The organism is Mycolicibacterium tusciae (genome assembly GCF_002086795.1).
GTDB classification, from domain to species: Bacteria; Actinomycetota; Actinomycetes; order Mycobacteriales; family Mycobacteriaceae; genus Mycobacterium; species Mycobacterium tusciae.
The window spans coordinates 1-13,608 of the sequence record NZ_MVIM01000013.1 but is presented as its reverse complement, the minus strand read 5'-3'; the positions used below and the strand labels follow the sequence as shown (position 1 = coordinate 13,608).

The 13,608-nt window shown below is 67.8% G+C and carries 15 protein-coding genes and 1 pseudogene; 8 read left to right on the top strand and 8 right to left on the bottom strand.

Annotation, left to right across the window (positions count from 1 at the left end; translation table 11 throughout):
• Genes eccA through BST47_RS21315 form a run of 4 tightly spaced genes read right to left on the bottom strand, consistent with a single transcriptional unit; the run spans position 1 to position 3,336 of the window.
• Positions 1-1,722 carry a type VII secretion AAA-ATPase EccA gene (gene eccA, locus BST47_RS21330; protein ID WP_083127652.1) on the bottom strand — a complete coding sequence of 574 codons (1,722 nt, stop codon included), beginning with the start codon at positions 1,720-1,722 and terminating at the stop codon, positions 1-3.
• Complete coding sequence (locus BST47_RS21325) at positions 1,715-2,146, bottom strand: secretion protein EspD (RefSeq protein WP_083127651.1); 432 nt, start codon at positions 2,144-2,146, stop codon at positions 1,715-1,717. The genes eccA and BST47_RS21325 overlap by 8 nt, the downstream gene beginning before the upstream one ends.
• Before the next feature lie 12 nt (positions 2,147-2,158).
• Positions 2,159-3,019 carry an ESX secretion-associated protein EspG gene (locus BST47_RS21320; RefSeq protein WP_083127650.1) on the bottom strand — a complete coding sequence of 287 codons (861 nt, stop codon included), beginning with the start codon at positions 3,017-3,019 and terminating at the stop codon, positions 2,159-2,161.
• Positions 3,016-3,336, bottom strand: coding sequence for an ESX-1 secretion-associated protein (locus tag BST47_RS21315; RefSeq protein ID WP_083127649.1), 321 nt, complete (start codon positions 3,334-3,336; stop codon positions 3,016-3,018). Before BST47_RS21315 ends, BST47_RS21320 begins: the two co-directional genes overlap by 4 nt.
• 549 nt (positions 3,337-3,885) lie before the next feature.
• Here BST47_RS21315 and BST47_RS21310 point away from each other — a divergent pair.
• Positions 3,886-5,361 (top strand): MinD/ParA family ATP-binding protein, encoded by a 1,476-nt coding sequence (locus tag BST47_RS21310; RefSeq protein ID WP_083127648.1) that lies wholly within the window; start codon positions 3,886-3,888, stop codon positions 5,359-5,361.
• 7 nt (positions 5,362-5,368) lie between these two features.
• On the opposite strand, the gene BST47_RS21305 is transcribed toward BST47_RS21310, so the two are convergent.
• Complete coding sequence (locus BST47_RS21305; RefSeq protein ID WP_083127784.1) at positions 5,369-6,088, bottom strand: transcriptional regulator; 720 nt, start codon at positions 6,086-6,088, stop codon at positions 5,369-5,371.
• Between the two features lie 358 nt (positions 6,089-6,446).
• Here BST47_RS21305 and BST47_RS21300 point away from each other — a divergent pair, with 358 nt between their 5' ends.
• Positions 6,447-6,740 (top strand): WhiB family transcriptional regulator, encoded by a 294-nt coding sequence (locus tag BST47_RS21300; RefSeq protein WP_083127783.1) that lies wholly within the window; start codon positions 6,447-6,449, stop codon positions 6,738-6,740.
• A 43-nt stretch (positions 6,741-6,783) separates the two neighbouring features.
• On the opposite strand, the gene BST47_RS21295 is transcribed toward BST47_RS21300, so the two are convergent.
• Entirely contained in the window at positions 6,784-8,352 is a 1,569-nt protein-coding gene (locus BST47_RS21295) for an acyl-CoA carboxylase subunit beta (RefSeq protein ID WP_083127647.1), read from the bottom strand.
• A 78-nt stretch (positions 8,353-8,430) separates the two neighbouring features.
• On the opposite strand from BST47_RS21295, the gene BST47_RS21290 reads away from it, so the two are divergent.
• Both BST47_RS21290 and BST47_RS21285 read left to right on the top strand, forming a co-directional pair.
• The gene (locus tag BST47_RS21290) at positions 8,431-8,928 is read left to right on the top strand and encodes a MarR family winged helix-turn-helix transcriptional regulator (protein WP_083127646.1); all 498 of its coding nucleotides are present in this window, start codon (positions 8,431-8,433) and stop codon (positions 8,926-8,928) included.
• Positions 8,925-9,335 (top strand): DUF5313 domain-containing protein, encoded by a 411-nt coding sequence (locus tag BST47_RS21285; protein WP_083127645.1) that lies wholly within the window; start codon positions 8,925-8,927, stop codon positions 9,333-9,335. Before BST47_RS21290 ends, BST47_RS21285 begins: the two co-directional genes overlap by 4 nt.
• Here BST47_RS21285 and BST47_RS21280 read toward each other — a convergent pair.
• On the bottom strand, positions 9,332-9,574 hold the full coding sequence (locus BST47_RS21280) for a hypothetical protein (protein WP_083127782.1): 243 nt from the start codon (positions 9,572-9,574) through the stop codon (positions 9,332-9,334). The genes BST47_RS21285 and BST47_RS21280 overlap by 4 nt on opposite strands.
• Positions 9,575-9,657: 83 nt before the next feature.
• Between BST47_RS21280 and BST47_RS21275 the strand changes: the two genes are divergently transcribed.
• Both BST47_RS21275 and BST47_RS21270 read left to right on the top strand, forming a co-directional pair.
• Positions 9,658-10,086 (top strand): EVE domain-containing protein, encoded by a 429-nt coding sequence (locus BST47_RS21275; RefSeq protein WP_083127644.1) that lies wholly within the window; start codon positions 9,658-9,660, stop codon positions 10,084-10,086.
• Positions 10,087-10,438: 352 nt separating this feature from the next.
• The gene (locus BST47_RS21270) at positions 10,439-11,413 is read left to right on the top strand and encodes a pirin family protein (protein WP_083127643.1); all 975 of its coding nucleotides are present in this window, start codon (positions 10,439-10,441) and stop codon (positions 11,411-11,413) included.
• Here the strand turns inward: BST47_RS21270 and BST47_RS21265 are convergent.
• On the bottom strand, positions 11,410-12,465 hold the full coding sequence (locus BST47_RS21265) for an MBL fold metallo-hydrolase (protein ID WP_083127642.1): 1,056 nt from the start codon (positions 12,463-12,465) through the stop codon (positions 11,410-11,412). The two genes, BST47_RS21270 and BST47_RS21265, sit on opposite strands and share 4 nt — an antisense overlap.
• A 35-nt stretch (positions 12,466-12,500) precedes the next feature.
• Here BST47_RS21265 and BST47_RS21260 point away from each other — a divergent pair, with 35 nt between their 5' ends.
• A complete protein-coding gene (locus BST47_RS21260) occupies positions 12,501-12,806 on the top strand; it encodes a GNAT family N-acetyltransferase (RefSeq protein ID WP_083127641.1) in 306 nt (101 codons plus the stop codon).
• A 112-nt stretch (positions 12,807-12,918) separates the two neighbouring features.
• A pseudogene (locus BST47_RS21255) lies at positions 12,919-13,497 on the top strand (acyl-CoA thioesterase domain-containing protein); the annotation flags it as partial.
• Positions 13,498-13,608: the final 111 nt, after the last annotated feature.

Genomic DNA, 13,608 nt, shown 5'->3' with positions numbered 1-13,608 from the left:
TTACTCGCCGATACTCAATCGTGCATGCACACCGGCGATGGCGGCCGCCATGTCATCGCCGTTGATCTGGCTCAGCTCGTCGACCCCGAGGCTCTCGAAGTCCAACGACCGGGCCAGGCGCATGTCCCGGTTCTGCTCACCGGCCTCGACCAGCTGGCGGGCGTAGCGACCGTTGCCCGCGATGTCCAGCGCCGGTTTACCATTGAGCGCCCGCTGGCTCAGCAGTGTCGCGGCTTCGAGCACGCGCTTGGCGGCCTCATCGTCGAGGCTCGAATCGTTGTTCTGGGCAATCACTTTCGCGATGTCCACGATCTCACTCGGCAGATAGGAGTCGAACTCGATGCGTGTCGCGAAGCGCGAACGCAGGCCGTCGTTGGATTCGAGCAGGCGGTCGATGTCGTTGCTGTATCCGGCGATGATCACGACCAGCCGGTCGCGGTCGTTCTCCATGCGGGCAAGCAGCGTGTCCAGCGCTTCGGTGCCGAACGGGTCCGCCCGGCCGTCGCGCTCCTGCACGAGCGTGTACGCCTCGTCGATGAACAGCACGCCGCCGATGGCGCGGTCGATCGTGCGGCTGGTCTTCACCGCGGACTGACCCTCGTACTCGGCGACGAAATCCTTGCGGGAGGACTCGACCAACTTCGGTTCGCCGATGACGCCGAGCCCCGCCAGGATGTTGGCCACCACGCGGGCGATGGTCGTCTTACCGGTACCGGGCGGGCCCGCGAAGATCATGTGCTTGGACGCCTGCGCGACCTTCATGCCGCGCGCCGCCCGGATCTTGGCCATCTGCGTCGCCGCCCGATAGGCCTCGATCTGTTCCTTGACGCGAGTGAGCCCGATCTGCCGGTCCAGCTCGGCTTCTGCTTCGGCGAGGAGCTTCTCACGGCCCGAGTTGTCCGCCTCGACGCTGGACGCGTCCCACGGATCCTTGCGCGCCGCGATCTTCTCGGCGGTGGTGACCTCCAGCCGGAAGTTCGGATCCTTGAGCGCCGTCGCGACCTTCGGTTCGGGATGAGTTGCCTGCAACCACTCGAGCAGTCCCACTGCCGACGCTTCGTTGCCCTGCCCGCGTCGCGTCATCGCGAGGTACCACGCAATGGCGGGCGCACATGCTTCACCGGCAGGAGATGTGTTCGACTCGGTCAGACGTCGTTCGGCCTCGGTGAACAGACCCAAATTGGCCGCGGCCACGCCGTGGGCGACACCGGCGGCGGCCGCCAGGAACTTGTCCGGCCACGCACCGGCACCCTTGACCTCGTCGATGACGTCGGTCCAGCGTTCGGCCGCACCGAAGATCACCGCCTTCACCCACGACACCAAATGCTCTGCACCGTTTGACGGAACGTCTTCCAGCGCCTCCATGGCATCGGCGTAGTTGCCGACCGCAGCCTCGTGGACGGCGAAGCCCATCGTGATGGCCAGCGGCGAGTTGATTGGATAGGTGATGTCACCGAACTGGCCGCCGATCGGCACCCGGGCGTTGATGCTGTTCATCGAGATCTCGGCGGATCCGGCCAGCTGCCCGAAGTTCGCGCGTGAATACCAGGCGCGGAACAGCGTCACCCGGTCTGCGTCACCGCAGCGGATCCGTCCCACCCATGCATCACAAGCGGTTTCGTCCATCGCGGTGATCTCGGAGAAGATCTCGAACGAGCGCGCCGGCGAGCTGGGCAGCATCCCGACCGCGCTGCTGAAGAGGTTGGTGAGGTGCTCAGTCATCGTCGCCCCCGTACCGCGTCGCGAAGATCTGCGCCCGTGCCGCTCTTGCTTCCTCAGGCGACGGCAGATCCAGATCCCGAGTGAGGAAGTCGCGGGTCGCCGCATCGTCGTGGCCCTGCTCGCGCATGCCCTCGAGCATCAACGAGTACTGGGCTGACTTCGCTTCCTGCGTGGCAAGGCCCGCGATGACGACGATTTCGTCGGCTAGCTCGGGTTCGGTCATATCGGTGGTCCTCGAAGACAATTCGATCTGCTTGACGCGGCCATCCATGAACGTCGTGACGCTCACGGAGCGCGGTGGATTGGTCACGGTGAACATCGGCACCGGTGCGGCGTCGTCCTCGCCGCGGTCAGGACGCGAGAAATCGAGCGCGGCCAACTCGTCGCGCTCGTCGGGATCGTATGGCTGATGCTCAGCCGCCATGTGGTGCTTTCCTCACTGCGCCTCGGTTCCACCGGCTTGGTCGGTCGAGGTCTGGTCGAACCACTTACCGGAGGGCAGGAATCCGATCAAACCGTCGAGCGCGCGCGCAAGGTTCTCCGTCGTGCCCGGCAGAAAGCTGCCGTACAGCTCGCCGTTCACCCGACGCGGTATCGACACGATGCGACCGTGCCGGGAATCGAGCACTCCGGCAGCGACATCGGCCTGGGTGAACGTGCCACCGGGATGGCGTTCGACCGCGGTGATCTCGACCCAGCTCTCCGGGTTCGCGATGATGTCGGCGTAGGCACGCGCCGACGTGGGTGCGATGCCGTACTTCAGCAACTGGTTCGCGTCGCGGCATTCCCCCAGCTGACTCGCGACACCGGTCAACGGTTCGACGTCGGCCGGGTTGGCTGTCCCGAGGACCGTGGTCACCATGCCTGCCAGACCGACCTGCGGGGCGACGCGCTGCAAGACGATCATGTCGCCGTCGCGCGCCGCGATGACGTGTCGATCGCCCCTGCGACACACCACGAAACGGATCATCTTGCCGCCGACGTCGCGACGCCACCAGCGTCCCTCCAGGGTCCGATCGGACCGACTGAGCGTGTCGACCATGGCCGCCACCTCAGGGTGGGGCCGGCCGAACACGTCCAGCACACCCTGCGCAGTCAGGTCACGCGCGACCTGCTCCCAGACGATTTGGCGCAGTTCGGGCTGAGGGATGTTGAGCCGGATGCCCAGCGCCGTCGGAAACTCCGAGTGCCCAAGGCGATCGGCGATGACGAGCATCCCGTCGATCGTGACCTCGACGCCCACGACGTCGTCGACATGAGTGGCATCTGGACGTGCCGCTTGCGCATTGCTGCTCATCGTGGCTTCACCTGCCCATCCAGTACGCGGCCCATCGCATCGTCGGCCTGGTCGTACCGCCGCGCGGCTTCGTGCAATTTCTGCCCGAGGTCGTCGGAGATCGCGGCGATCCTCATGCCCGCGGCGCGACGCGCCGCGACGATGTCGCTGACGGCACCGGCCGTCGCCGACGCGATAACGCCGTGGGTGGATCGCACCGCGGCGTCGACGCCGTCGGCGAGAAGGGTCGCGGATCTGGTTTCTGCGGCGGCCCGCACCTGTTGGACGGTCAATTCGTCAAGGTGCGCCGTTGTCACGCGCAAGTCATCCCCCGACATCGACCCCTTCTCCCAACTCGGTTTCCTGCGGATTCACGCTATCGGGCACCGGAGTCGGTGTCCCAGTGGACTCCGGCCCGGCACCACCGATGCTTTGCCACGAACCACACGCATGCCATTCGACCCCTTCTGGTAGACCCCTGCGCTGGGTGAAAGCGTACCAGCGGTCCGGGGGCGCCGATGTCACCAATTTCTGGCTTGACCACCGCCTGCACCGGTGCGCTCTCGGACCCGGCCAGCAATGGGCGCACAGTGGATCGGGGCATTTCCAGACACTTCTTACCCGTCCTGGCGAACCGATAAGGCGCTCGCACCGGAGTCCAAACCTTGTCGGTGTCCGGGAACGGAGACGCCTCGTCGACGCCGCCCCGCTGCGTACCTGGCGGGGCCTTCAGACACCGCCGGATGCGGATCGCTGCGCGGATAGCCGTATTTGCTGGCCGCATCGACAGGCGCGGGGACCGACGCGTTTGCGCTGCACACCGCGGATTGGTTGATACTTGGAAGGGGCCGCCACACGCATGACACGACATTCCGAGGAGACACTCAGTGACCGACCGCGATGACGAATTGCGGAGAAAGCTCGGATGGACAGGTCCCGAAGACACCGATTTCGAACCGTCAGCCGACCCGGAACCGACACCACCGTCGCGGCCGGCCGCCCCGCCCGCGTGGGGATCGGCGGCCCCGCGCCCTCCCGTCGACTACATCCCGCCGTCGTCGCCGTCCGACACCAGGGACACCGACGAAGAGAACCTCTGGACGACGACGGAAGTCAGCCGGGCACCGGTCGCGCCGACGGCAGAGGCTAGCGCTCCCCCACATTTCAGAGAGCCCGAGCGGCCGGGCGGCAATTTCCGTCAACCCAACCCCCGGTACGGCCCCCCACCGGGCACACCACGCGAAACCGGACCTCTGCCGCCCACCCGCGGGGACACCGCGCCGTGGACCACCCAACCCCCGCAGCCGGATCGTCAGCCGCCGCACGGCCCACGGCCGCCGGCCCCTGGCGGTCCGCCCATGCAGCAGTGGGCTCCCGGCTACGGCCACGCAACGCCCGGAGCGCAGGCGCCGAGCGGTTCGTACGCGGACCGGATCCGCGCCGACGAGCTCGTGCCGCAGCGGCGCACCCCGCCGGGCGGCGGGTGGCGGCTGGCGCTGTACAAGGCCACGTTCGGTCTGGTGAACCTCGGCCAGAGCCCCGAGGAGATCCGCCAAACCCAACTCGAGGACAAGGTCAGGTCGGGACTGCGCGGCCATTTCAAGGTCGGCGTGATGGGCAAGGGCGGCGTCGGGAAGACGACGGTGTCGGCCAGCATCGGATCGGTGTTCGCCGAATTGCGCCAAGACGACCGCGTGGTGGCCATCGACGCCGACACCGCATTCGGGAAGCTCGGCAGCCGCGTCGACCCCCGGGCGCAGGGCTCGTATTGGGAGCTGGCGGCCGACCAACACCTGGAGACCTTCGCCGACGTCCGCAGCCGCGTCGGCAACAACGCGGCTGGGCTGTTCGTCCTCGCCGGGGAGGGAACGCCCGCGCGTCGACGGGTCCTGGATCCGGCGATCTACCGAGAGGCGACCTCGCGCCTCGACCGGTACTTCACGATCTCGATCGTCGACTGCAGTTCCACCATGGACACGCCGGTCACCCAGGAGGTGCTGCGGGACCTCGACGCGTTGGTCGTGGTCTCATCGCCGTGGGTCGACGGTGCGGCGGCGGCCGGCCAGACACTGGACTGGCTGGCTGCCCGCGGGCTCAACAGTCTGCTGCAACGCACGGTGATCGTGCTCAACGACTCCGACGGGCACGCCGACAAGCGGACGCGTTCGATACTGGCGCAACAGTTCTCGAGTCAGGGACAGAGAGTTGTCGAGGTGCCCTTCGACGGGCATCTGCGGCCGGGCGGCGTGATCGACCGCACGCGCGAGATGTCACCGGCGACGCGGCGGCGCTTCATCGAGATCGCCGCGGCACTGGCCGACTTCTACCCCACCCACGACGACCGCAACCGCGAACGCTACTGACACTGCCTCACAACTGCTCGATCAACGATTCGATTTCGTGGACGGCCGCCGCTGACACCGGCTCTTCCGCCTCGGCGGCTATCACGTCTTCTTCGGAAACCCCTGCCGCCTGGGCAGTTTCGAGGATCGTGAGGTTCGCGCCGCGCCTCGCGGCGTACAGCCGCTGGCCGACGGTGGCTTGCGGCGCGCGGGCGGCCCGGAGCATGAGTTCGTCGTAGCGGGTGCGTACCGCGCTCAACGCCTTGATCAATGCCGGTGACACCTTGCTGATGCGGGCCGCCCGGGCCGCGACGGCCTCGAGCTGACGCAAGTCCGCAAGGATCTTCGTCGCGCGGGGCGTGAACTCCGGATCGTCGACGGGTGGCAGGGCCTCGACCGCGGTGGCGAAGGTGTTGACCGCGGTGACGAGCGCCTGCGCAATCAAGGGAGTGTCGTCGGCGCTATCGGCGCGGGTCTCGACGCGCGGCTCGGCCGCGACGGGCTCGCCCCGCCGCAGTCGCGCGATCGTTCCCGGCGGCCATTGCAGCACTTCTTCGAGCTTTGCTCGCGTGCGTTCACGCGGCCAGCTGCGACCCTTCTCGAACGCGATGAGCGCGCCGGCGTTGATGATCCCGTCGGTCGCCAGGCTGCGCTGGCTGATGTCGAGTTCGCGACGACGGGCCGCCGCGGCCGCACCGGCACGCCGCATCCCCTCGTCGAGCACCTCGATCGACTCCGGGTCGGTCATCAACGGGCATTCCTCGAGAACTCACGGGGCGGAGCGGCGACGCAATCCTATCGGCCGCTGGATCCACCGCTACGACTTGGGGCCGCGTGGTGCGCCTGGATCCGTGGCGAAGCTATGTCTTCATGACCACCGGCACCGCACTAGCGCTACGGTTTCGGGACGGTCCGGTCCAGCGATCGTAACGCGGTTATGAGCAGTTCAGATCATATTCTGCAATGAAAATTCACATCGCCGAACGGGCGCCCCGTGCGTCCACCCCCGCTTAGTCGTAGCGCTAACTGTTGCATCGCTACGGTTTGTGCGCTAACTTGGCGACAACGCGGTGCAGCAGCCGCAGAGCGGACAAGGAGGGGTTCGGATGAACTCAACACACTGGGACGAGACACCCGTCGGCGCCTGCACACGCGACCCCGAGCGGTGGACGACGTCAGCCGACGAAGAGGCCAAGGCGATCTGCAGGGCATGCCCCAGGCGCTGGCTCTGCGCCCGGGAAGCGTGCGAGCTGCCGCGGGCGGAAGGGCTGTGGGCGGGCATCGTCATTCCCGAGAGCGGGCGCGGGCGGTCGTTTGCCCTGCGCCAGCTGAAGTCGCTCGCCGAGCGCAACGGAGAAGTGGTGCGCCCCCGCCGCTATTACTACGCGGAAATCGCCTGACCGCTGATCTCCCGCTGCCGCGTCGTGGGGTCGGCAGGGGGGATCACCAGGTGTCGACGAAACGTCGATCCGTCCGGCGCGGTTCATGCATGGTGGCGGCGTTCAGTGTGTCGATGATGAGCCTGCGGGTGTCGGCCGGGTCGATGACGTCGTCGATCTCGAAGAGCTGAGCGGCGTTGAGCGCCTTGGCATTCTCCTGGGCCGCCGCGGTGGCCTGGCGCACCCGTTCTTCTCGTTCCTCATCGTCGGCGATCGCCTCGAGTTCCTTGCGGAGCCCCAGCCGGACCGCACCCTCGAGGCCCATCGGCCCGAGATGTGCTCCGGCCCAAGCCATTGTGAGCACCGGTTCGTGCAGGCTGCCGCCCAGCATCGCCTGAGCGCCGAGTCCATAACCGCGGCGCAGCACGACGGCCACGAGTGGCACGCTCAGCGCGGCCCCGGCGACCAGCATGCGCGACGCACGGCGCACCAGCGCTTCGGCCTCGGCCGCCGGGCCCACCATGTAGCCCGGGCAGTCGATCAGCGAGACGACGGGCAGTCCGAACGCGTCACACAGTTGAAGGAAGCGCGCCGCCTTGTCGGATGCAGCCGCCGTGATCGCGCCGGCCATCACCATGCTGTTGTTCGCGAGGATGCCGACCGCGCGGCCGTCGATGCGGGCCAGCGCCGTGACCATCTCGGCGGCGAAGCGCGGCCGTAGGAACGTCACCGATCCTTCGTCGGCCATTGTTTCGATGACCGGCGCCACCGGAAACGCGCGACGGGCCCGCTCGGGAACCATTGTCCGCAAGGCTGTTTGGTCACCCGCGGCACCCGGCGCCGTCGCGCCCTGGAAGTAGGAGAGCAGGCGTTTGGTCACGGCCACGGCTTCGGCCTCGTCGGCGACGACGACGTCGACCACGCCGTTGGGCTCCTGCATGCTGATCGGTCCGACCTCGTCGGGATGGACGTCACCGAGTCCGCCGCCCGCGATCATCGCCGGGCCGCCCATTCCGAGCGAGGTGTCCTCGGTGGCGACGATCAAGTCCGAGCTGCCCGCGATGACGGCGTTGCCTGCGAAGCAGCGGCCCTTGACGACCGCGATGCGCGGCACCAGACCCGACAGCGCCGCCCACAGCTTGAATGCGCGGGCGTCGAGCGCGGAGACGGTGGGGTAGTCGGTGTCGCCGGGACGTCCGCCGCCGCCTTCTGCGAAGAAGACGGTCGGTAGCCGCATGCGCGCGATGAGTTCGAAGAGGCGGTCCTTCTTGCGGTGGCCCAGCGCGCCCTGGGTACCCGCGAGAACCGTGTAGTCATACGACAGCACGGCGCAGGCGGCGCGCTGGGCGCCGAACAGGTCGCCGTTGACGCGGGCCGTGCCCGCCACGAGCCCGTCGCCGGGGGTGCGGGCGATCAGGTCGGCGAGGTCGCGACGGTGGCGCTGGGCGGCGATCGCGAAGCGGCCGTATTCGACGAACGAGTCCGGGTCGACGAGGTCGGCGATGTTTTCCCTGGCGGTGCGACCGTCGCGGGCGCGCCTGCGCTCGACGGCGTCCGGGCGTGCGGCGTCCTCGGTCAGGGCACGGCGCTGCAACAACTCCGCATGGTCGGCGCGGATCGGCTCGTCAGACATGGCGTGGTGATGCTAACAAGCTGTGATATGTAGCACCCTATTAGTTAGTGCCCTAACTAATAGGCGTATGGTGGTGGCATGACGGTCGTCGACGCAGACATCGACCCCCTGGCCCTCGAACGGCAGGTGTGCTTCGCCCTTGCGGTGACCAACCGTGCGGTGCTGGCGGTGTACCGCCCGCTGCTCGAACCGCTGGGCCTCACCCATCCGCAGTATCTCGTGATGCTCGCGCTGTGGGACAACCACAAGTCCAATGCCGATCAGCCGATGTCGGTCAAGGCGATTGCCACTGCGCTGCAACTGGATTCGGCGACACTCTCACCGATGCTGAAGCGGCTGGAAGCGCTGGGGTTGATCACCCGCACGCGCAGCGCGGCCGATGAACGCACGACCGACGTCGGCCTGACGAAGGCGGGGATTCAGCTGCGCCGGCGAGCCCTGAAGATTCCACCGACGGTCGTGGAGCGGCTCGGCGTCGGGCTTGACGAGCTCGAGCGGCTGCACGACGTTCTCACCCGGGTCAACGCCGCGGCGCTGGCGGCGGGCGCGCTCGACGAAGGGAAGGACTCACGATGAACAAGCCTGGCCCTCTGCAGTACATCGCATACTGCTACGGAAAGCGGCTACCGGACTCCATGCGCGAGTGGGTCGCTCACGATCTTGCCGACCACGGCGCAGTCCGGCGGCACATGATCCGGATGGCAATACCGCCTTTCTTGGTTCTCGCGCCCTTCTGGCTGCTGCCGGCATCGCTGTACGTGCACCTGGAGATGACGGCGCCGATCTACATCTGGGCGATCCTGATGTCGCTGGCGCTGAACAAGGTGTGGCGCAGACACCGGCTCGCACAGCACAGTCTGGACCCCAACCTCGTCGACCAGATCAAGCGCAAGAGGGACGCTGCCATGCACGAGGCCTACGCCCGCAAGTACGGGCCGCGTCCGGAAGAGGCACGCTGGCAGTCCAACAGCAGCCCGTTCTAGGCGTACAGCGCCTCGACAGCGCGGGTAGCGGTGGCCAGATCGACGTTCATCTCTTCGCGGTAGGCCTTGATGGCGCCGATCTTGTTCCCGGCCGCGACCAGTTCGCGGACGCGAGGCGGCGCTTCGTTGCGGGCGATCGCCGCAGGGTTGGGCATCGGCACGCCCGTCTGCTCGTAGAGGTGCTTGACGAGCTGCTCGAGTACGCCGAGACGCTCGTAGATGTCGTTGGTCGTGGTCACCGGCACAGTGTGTCACCGCAGTTATCCACAGGCAGCGCAAACCAGCACCGGATCTGTCAGCACCCGCACTTAGCGTGCGAGTCATGACGAACTGGATTAACACGGTCAGCCGTGGCCACGTCGAGCGCGGGGTGCGCGGGCGCTTCACGCAGGCCAATCACGGCAGACCGCACATGTTGCGCAAGATGGCACGCGGCGACTGGATCATCTTCTACTCACCGAAGACGGACTATCCGGAGGGCGATCCACTGCAGGCCTTCACCGCGATCGGGCAAGTCGTCGACGACGAGCCGTATCAAACCGAAGTGACGCCGGACCTCCAACCGTGGCGCCGCAACGTCGACTTCCTCGAATGCACCGAGATCCCCATCCGGCCCCTGCTCGAGAAGCTCAACTTCATCGAGGACACCTCGCGCTGGGGGTATAGGTTCCGCTCCGGTGTGTTCACCATCGACGATCACGACTTCGAGGTGCTCCGATCGGCGATGACCAGCCCGAATGACCGCCGCTGACGCCCTCGACAAAAATCTCGGTTTGATGACGTCGCTGCCGGGTACAGACAGGTAGCAATTGGGGGACGCTGTTCGGGCGACTGTCTTCGCAGGTCGTGCGCGCAACGGGGCCCCGCAGTACCGGGAGAAGGACGACATGGGCACCAGTGCCGACATAAGTAGTAGACGTTTCACCATTTGTCCGGCATGCGGATACCCGAGCGCCGGCCTGTGCGCCCCCTGCAGCCAGATAGGTTCGGCCGTCCAGGTCGGTCTGCACCGCACTGTTCCTGTTGTGACGCAAGCCAATCCAGCTGCCTGACCCCGCCCTTCCTAACTGGGCAATGACTCCGGTCCGGCCTACTCTGGTCAGGTGAGCAACACCGACCCGGCGCCCGCCGAAGTCGCCTGTGCGCCATCGCCATTCACCGGAGTGCTCCATCCGCGCGAGGTTCCGCTCGGTGGACCGCGCGCGATCCGGGTCCGGCGCACCCTCCCGCAGCGCGAACGCTCGCTCATCGGTGCGTGGTGCTTCGCTGACCATTACGGTCCGCACGACCTCCGCAACGGCCCCGGCATGGACGTTCCTCCGCATCCGCACACCGGGCTGCAGACCGTCAGCTGGCTGTTCAGCGGCGAGATCGAGCACCGCGACAGCGGGGGCGTCCACGCGATGGTGCGGCCCGGTGAGCTGAACCTGATGACCGCGGGCGCAGGCATCTGCCACTCCGAGGTCTCGGTGATCTCGGGGCCGGCGGCCACCGTCCTGCACGGCGTACAACTGTGGGTCGCGCTGCCCGATGCCGACCGCGACACCGACCGCGACTTCGCGCACTTCGCCCCGCCGCCGCAGTCCATCGGCGACGGCACGCTGCGGGTCTTCCTCGGAGAGCTCGCCGACGCACGCTCACCCGTGCACACCTTCACACCGCTACTCGGTGCCCAACTCGACCTCGACCCCGGTGCCGAGCTCACGCTGGACGTCGACCGCACCTTCGAACACGGCGTGCTGCTCGACCAGGGCAGCGTCGACGTCGCCGGGACCACGCTCGACGTCGCCGACCTCGCGTTCCAAGCCGCCGGCTGCGACCAGCTGAGCATCGTCAACCGGGGCGACGGGCCTGCCCGCGTCCTATTGCTGGGCGGCACACCGTTTCCCGAGCAGCTGATCATGTGGTGGAACTTCGTCGGTCGCAGCCACGACGACATCGCGACCTACCGCCGGCAGTGGCAGGACCACGACCACCGCTTCGGTTCCGTCGCGGGCTACACCGGTGCGACCACCCGGCTGCCGGCTCCTCCCCTACCCAACGGCAGGCTTCGCCCGCGCGCGAACCCGGCGCCCTAGGCCGCCGCGAATGTGAACGCGGTGCCCACGGCGTTTGGGATGAACGCATCCGGCAGTGCCGCTGCAAGCCGATGCTGGGCTTTCCACCCGGTGCAGTGCGCGGGCACGAGGGTGTCCGGCGCCAGCTCGAGGAACGCGTTGACCGTCGGTTCGATGATCGGCTCGAAAACCTGTCCCGTGAGGTGGAACCCTCCGAGCAGCGCATGCAGTCGATCCACCCCCGTCAACCGCATGGCATGCCGCGCGATGTTCACCGCGCCGGCGTGCCCACAGCCGGTGAGCACGACGAGCCCCTTGCCGCGGACGTTGGCCACGAGCGCCTGCTCGTCGAGCAGCAGCGGGTCGGGCTCCCAGCGGCCGTCGCGCCACGCCTCGTGGTTGGGCAGGCCGCGCTCGAACTCCGTCGTGCGGTCGACCTCACCGGTGATCAGCACCGAGCCGTCCAACAGCAGCGACGGCTGACGCCGCTCGATCACCTCGAAGCCCTCGGCCTCCAGCGCCGACCGGCTCAGCGTCGGCAGTTCCATCGCCGGGGCGTTCGGCAGGGCAAACCGGCGCCTGCTGAACACCAGCGGGTGCACCGCCAGCGGCAGCCCGCTGCGGCCGCGCAGCCGGGCCAACCCGGGGAAGCCGCCGTCGTGATCGACATGGCCGTGGCTGAGCACGACGGCCTCGATCGCCGACGCGTCCAGACCCATGCGCTCGAAGTTGATCGCCATTCCGTCCGGCGATATTCCGGTGTCGAAGAGCACCGTGTGCGTGCGGTTGTCGCGACGTGTCGACACCAGCGCGGAGAACCCGTGCTCGGCAATCAGTCCGGGCGAGGCCAGCCCGCCCTCGAACTGCGGGGCGGCGGCCGGGGGTACGGTTCCCATCCCCCTGCGGCGGGCCGGCCCGACATCGCCCATCAACGCGTCGTAGCTGTTGTCCACCAGCGTCGTGATGGTGATCTCGTCGACCGGTTCGAGCGCGATCGGATCGACCGCCGTGCCCTCCGCTTGCCGGGGAGTGGACGCTAGGGCCTCTGCGGTCGTGCCGCCGTCTTCACACATGACTCCATCTTGCGCCCGCTGGGTATGAGAGACAGATGGCAACCGACAAGACCGGCGCGACCACCACCGTCACCAAGGAGGCCGACCGTTTCACCATTTCGGTGGATGGCACCGTGGCCGGTTTCACCCAGATCTCCGACAGCGACGGCCAGCGGACGTTCCCGCACACCGAGGTGGACGACGCATTCCAGGGCCGCGGCCTGGCGTCGATCCTGATCGGCGGGGCACTGCAGCAGACCAAGGATGAAGGACTGCGGATCGTGCCGGTGTGCTCGATGGTTCGGTCATACGTCGAGAAGCACCGCGAGTTCGACGACGGGGTCGACGCAGCCGACGCCTAGGAACCTGCTGTGCGCTTAAGGGGTTGATTACGTGCACTAGGTGCGTGCGATCAACCCGTTAGGGCGCAGGACCGCGCGGCTCTAGCCAACAGGGCCGATATCGTCAGATCCGATGACGACTCAGGACAGTGCCGCCGACATCGCTCAGCGCGGGGGCGGCGCCCCCACGGCGTTCTTCACCGCCGACGGTGACCGGTTCGTCCCCGCGTCGATCGCGCGCGGACCGTGGGGGCAGACGATCAGCGGCAATTACCTCGGTGGACTCCTCGGCCATGTGCTCGAACGCGACGCGGGCGAACCCGACCTCCAGCCGGCACGCCTGACCGTCGACCTGTTCCGACCTGCGGCGCTCGCACCCGTGCGCATCGACACCAGCGTGGCGCGGCAGGGACGGCGCCTGAAGTTGGTCGACGCCGTCGCCACCCAGGACGACACCGTCGTCGCCCGCGCCACCGGATTGTTCCTGCGCCGTGGCGAACAACCGGCGGACGAAATCTGGAGCTCGCCGGTGACCATGCCGCCGATCCCGCCGACACCCGACCCGATCCCGCGCGGGCTGACCACGCTGGTGTGGACCTACGGCAAGGAGGACCACACGCCCGGGCCGGGCTTCGGTCTGTCCGCGTGGGAACACGCCGGCCCGAAGTACATCTGGGTACGCGACATCCGCCCACTCGTCGCGGGGGGGCCCCCCCCCCCCCCCCCCCCCCCCCCCCATGGCGCCCCCAAAGTCCCCCGCGAGGACCCAAGAGGCGCCCAGCGGGATGCGCTGAACCACCACCCATAACAAATCGAAGCGCTC

What these genes read in the sequence shown, in the direction of transcription:
- BST47_RS21290 (WP_083127646.1), top strand. Translation starts at nt 8,431, where the DNA reads ATGACGGTCGTCGACGCAGACATCGACCCCCTGGCCCTCGAACGGCAG.
- BST47_RS21295 (WP_083127647.1), bottom strand. Translation starts at nt 8,352, where the DNA reads ATGTCTGACGAGCCGATCCGCGCCGACCATGCGGAGTTGTTGCAGCGC.
- BST47_RS21315 (WP_083127649.1), bottom strand. Translation starts at nt 3,336, where the DNA reads ATGTCGGGGGATGACTTGCGCGTGACAACGGCGCACCTTGACGAATTG.
- BST47_RS21325 (WP_083127651.1), bottom strand. Translation starts at nt 2,146, where the DNA reads ATGGCGGCTGAGCATCAGCCATACGATCCCGACGAGCGCGACGAGTTG.
- BST47_RS21320 (WP_083127650.1), bottom strand. Translation starts at nt 3,019, where the DNA reads ATGAGCAGCAATGCGCAAGCGGCACGTCCAGATGCCACTCATGTCGAC.
- BST47_RS21305 (WP_083127784.1), bottom strand. Translation starts at nt 6,088, where the DNA reads ATGACCGACCCGGAGTCGATCGAGGTGCTCGACGAGGGGATGCGGCGT.
- eccA (WP_083127652.1), bottom strand. Translation starts at nt 1,722, where the DNA reads ATGACTGAGCACCTCACCAACCTCTTCAGCAGCGCGGTCGGGATGCTG.
- BST47_RS21265 (WP_083127642.1), bottom strand. Translation starts at nt 12,465, where the DNA reads ATGTGTGAAGACGGCGGCACGACCGCAGAGGCCCTAGCGTCCACTCCC.
- BST47_RS21300 (WP_083127783.1), top strand. Translation starts at nt 6,447, where the DNA reads ATGAACTCAACACACTGGGACGAGACACCCGTCGGCGCCTGCACACGC.
- BST47_RS21260 (WP_083127641.1), top strand. Translation starts at nt 12,501, where the DNA reads ATGGCAACCGACAAGACCGGCGCGACCACCACCGTCACCAAGGAGGCC.
- BST47_RS21275 (WP_083127644.1), top strand. Translation starts at nt 9,658, where the DNA reads ATGACGAACTGGATTAACACGGTCAGCCGTGGCCACGTCGAGCGCGGG.
- BST47_RS21285 (WP_083127645.1), top strand. Translation starts at nt 8,925, where the DNA reads ATGAACAAGCCTGGCCCTCTGCAGTACATCGCATACTGCTACGGAAAG.